Below are 3,703 nucleotides of genomic sequence, written 5' to 3'. Positions count from 1 at the left end.
CCGCGAAGCCGGACACTACATCGCCCCCGTTGGCCTCTACGCACGCAATAAAGCCCGACCGTTTTTGGGCAGCATTCGTTGCGACCGCCAGACCTTGGTGGCGGGGCAGTGGGACGAAATCACCTTTGTCTACGAAGTGGGCGGCAGCGGTTTGGCCGACGGTGCCTGGCTGAAATTGGCGTTTAAGTTTTACTCCGACTGGGCGCTGTTCCAGACCTCTGATGCAACCGCCGCCAACTACGTCAGCGCCGAGTACCAAGCCGGCGAGCTGGCGCCTGGGCAAAGCCCGGCCACGGTGCAACAGCTGAATGTGCGCTTCGACCAAAAGGGCCATGAGCGGCCGTTTCAGAAAGCCATCCTGATCGATATCGTCGACGGCTATCTAAACCCCGGCGACCGCATCGTGATCCGCATCGGCGACCGCCGTCAGGGCGGGGCGGGCACTCGAGTGCAGAGCTTTGTCGAAAAAGACTTCCGCCTGCGCCTGTTTATCGACCCCCTCGGCAGCTCGAAATTTGCCGAAGTGCCGGGCGATTTACTGCTGGATATCGTGCCCGGTGTGCCTGAGCGCTTGCTGGTGATCGTGCCGCGTCTGGTTGGCCAGGGGCAGCCATTTGATCTGCTGATTCGTGCCGACGACGCCTGGGGCAACACCTGCCGCAACCTGCCCCTAAGCGGCAAGGTGCTGCTTAACGGGCCGCAAGGCAGCAGCTTGGGCGTGCCCTTTACCTTGGCGGCCGATGGCTGGGCGGTGGCGCGTTTGCCGGCGCTAACGCTGGAAGAATTGGGCGAGTGGTCGGTAAGCGTGCAAGCGGCCGAGCAGGGTGTGGCTGCGGCGCAGGCGTATATCCAGGTGGACGAGGCATTGCCCGGCATTCGCCCGTTGTACGCCGACCTGCATGTGCATTCCGATGACACCGTTGGCACCAACGACACCCTCTATAACCTCAGCTACGGCCGCGATGTTGCCGGCCTTGATGTGCTGGGCTACACCGCTAACGACTTCAATATCACCGAAAAACGCTGGGATGCCGCCGTTGCCCTGATTGCCGAGCTCAACGAGCCGGGCCGGTTTGTTTGCTATCCCGGCACCGAGTGGTGTGGCAACTCCTGCGCCGGTGGCGACCGTAATGTGGTGTTTTTGCACGACGGCAAACCTGAGTTTCCCTTTGATAACCAGGGCCGCTTGGTGCGCTCGTTTGAGTGGAATGAATTCACCGCCGGCACCATCAAACCTGGCGCCTGGCCAGTGGATGAGCTGTACGCGGCCTACGCGAAAAATCCCGAAGGCCACCTGATGATGCCCCACGTTGGCGGGCGGCGTTGTAACCTCGACTGGCACCACCCTGAACTGGAGCGCCTGATTGAAGTGGGCTCGGCCTGGGGTCAATTTCACTGGGTGTATGCCGAAGCGTTGCAGCGCGGCTACCGCGTGGGCGCCGCCGCCAATAGCGACGAACACCAAGGTCGTTGCGGCGGCGGGGTGCCGGCCACGGCGGTATTTGGTTCGCGCGGTGGCCTTACCGGCGTAATCGCCACGGGCTTTGATCGGGCCGGCGTGGGTAAGGCCTTGCGGGCCCGGCACACCTTTGCCACCACCGGTGAGCGCAGTTACGGCCTGCTGCGCCTTGGCGAACACATTATGGGTGATGTGGTGCGCGATGCTGGTGGCCAAACCCTGGACTATCGCCTACTCGGCGATGCCGGTTGGGAGCAGGTCGACCTGTTTGATGGCGAGCAGTGCATCTGGTCACGCAACCTGCATCAAGAGGCCGGTTTCTCCCCACGCAAAGTGCGTGTGCGCCTGGGCGGCGCGAGGATTAAAGACCGCTACCGCGGTGCCTACTGGAGCGGTGAAATCACCATTACCGGTGCGGTTATCAACGGCTTCCAGTTCCTCGGCGCCGACCACCCCGAGCAAACCGTGTGGCGCAAAAACGCTACCACCTTAGGCTTTCGCACCGACACCAATGGCGATACCGATAGCCTGGAAATCGACCTGTCTGCGCTGGCCGATGCGCGCATCAGCCTGACCAGTCGCGTCGATGGTTACGTAAAAGTCGGCGACCCGCTGCACCCGCACCCACATGTGCACGCCCCGAGCGTCGAACTGCACCTGAACGGCGCGCAGCTGATAGCCGAGGGCGCGCTGATCGAAAAACTGCCAGGGGCAGAGTTGCAGGTGTCGCTGGAACGGGTGACCGAGCAGGTATTGCCACGCCAGGTAGAAGGGCAAATTGCCTTAGGCGATTTGACCCTGGACCGTGGCCGCGAGCACCCACTGTTTATCTGCGCGCGCCAGCGGGATCAATCGCGTATCTGGACGTCGGCATTGTTTATTAGCCTTTAAGCCCGAACGCTGCGGGCGAGGGCGGCGTAGTCGGCGGCAAACTTTGCCGTCAACTCGTGCGCCGATAGCTCGGTAGCTCGGCCCGGGCTTAAGGGAAACGCTTGCCCAGCCCACAGGTTGCTGAAATCGCCGACACCCGCGGGCTCGGTTTTAGCCCGCAGCGGTATCAGCGCGCCGCCAGCAAAAGGAAAGGCTGGCGCCTGCGGGTTAAGCGGACCTTTTTCGCGCATCAAGCGGTTAACGATGCCCCGGGCCGGGCGCCCGGTGAACAGGTTGGTCAAGGCGGTATCTGCGCTGCTGGCGCTGCGCAGCGCACGGTGGTGGGGCACGCTGAGTTTGGCTTCGGCGCAGAACAAGTAGGCCGTGCCGATTTGCACCCCAGCGGCGCCCAAGGCAAAGGCCGCCGCAATGCCGCGCGCGTCGGCGATACCGCCAGCGGCAATCACCGGCACCGTTACGGCATCGACCACCTGCGGCACCAAGGCAAAGGTGCCGATCTGCGAGGAGAGGTCGTCGCGCAAAAACATGCCGCGATGCCCACCCGCTTCATAGCCCATGGCGACGATCGCATCGCAGCCACGCTGTTCAAGCCAGATGGCTTCCTCAACCGTGGTAGCCGAGCTCAGCACGTTGGCCCCAGTTGCTTTCACCCGCTCCAACCAATGCTGGGCGGGCAAACCAAAGTGAAAGCTGACGATTTCCGGGCGCAGTTTTTCCACCAGCAAACAGCTGGCTTCATCAAAGGGCGCTCTGCTGGAAATGGGCGTGGGTGCCTCCAGGTCGGCGCCCACTTCGCGGTAGTAATCCGCCAGCGAGGCTTTCCAGCGCGCTTGCTCTTGATCGTTGATAGCCACGGCGTTGTGGCAGAAGAAATTGAGGTTCAGCGGTGCTGAGCTGGCGGCACGAAACAGGCGAACTTCTTCTGTAACTTGTTCGAGCTGCAAGGTGGCGCAGGCCAGCGACCCCAGAGCACCGGCTTGCGCAACACCAACCATCAGTGCCGCGCCGGCGCCCAGCATAGGCGCCTGAATGATGGGCAGGTTTACGCCGAGCAACTCGGTTAAGCGGGTATCGGGCCACGTCGTCATAACAAGCATCCGTGCGAGGTAGTGAGGGGCTGCAGTGTAAGCCGTACCGGGTTTAACCGTTGCCTGCGTGGCGCAAATTTGCCACTAGGTCGGCATAAGCTGGCGCATATGCTGCAGCAACATAATGGTTTTACCGTCCATGATTCGCCCGTCGCGCACCATCTGCATGGCCTGCGCGAAGGGCAGTTCCAGCACTTCGATATCTTCCCCTTCTTCGGCCAGCCCGCCGCCCGCGCCAATGCGGTCGTGTGGCTGGTAGTGGCCG

Annotated in this window: 2 protein-coding genes and 1 pseudogene; 1 reads left to right on the top strand and 2 read right to left on the bottom strand. The window is 62.4% G+C overall.

What is annotated here, in order from left to right:
- On the top strand, positions 1–2,350 hold a 2,350-nt coding region (locus AAAB16_RS01380; RefSeq protein WP_340661719.1), incomplete at its 5' end, for a hypothetical protein.
- Here the strand turns inward: AAAB16_RS01380 and AAAB16_RS01375 are convergent.
- Both AAAB16_RS01375 and AAAB16_RS01370 read right to left on the bottom strand, forming a co-directional pair.
- Positions 2,347–3,438 (bottom strand): nitronate monooxygenase, encoded by a 1,092-nt coding sequence (locus tag AAAB16_RS01375; RefSeq protein ID WP_340661718.1) that lies wholly within the window; start codon positions 3,436–3,438, stop codon positions 2,347–2,349. The genes AAAB16_RS01380 and AAAB16_RS01375 overlap by 4 nt on opposite strands.
- 84 nt (positions 3,439–3,522) lie before the next feature.
- Positions 3,523–3,703, bottom strand: a pseudogene (locus AAAB16_RS01370) (ADP-ribose pyrophosphatase); the annotation flags it as partial.

Origin of the sequence: Pseudomonas sp. (assembly GCF_037994325.1) — a bacterium.
GTDB lineage: Bacteria > Pseudomonadota > Gammaproteobacteria > Pseudomonadales > Pseudomonadaceae > Aquipseudomonas.
Note: the sequence above shows the minus strand (reverse complement) of the source record. Positions and strands in the feature narration are given on the sequence as shown.

Coding starts and splice junctions, on each gene's coding strand:
- AAAB16_RS01375 (WP_340661718.1), bottom strand. CDS start 3,438: ATGACGACGTGGCCCGATACCCGCTTAACCGAGTTGCTCGGCGTAAAC.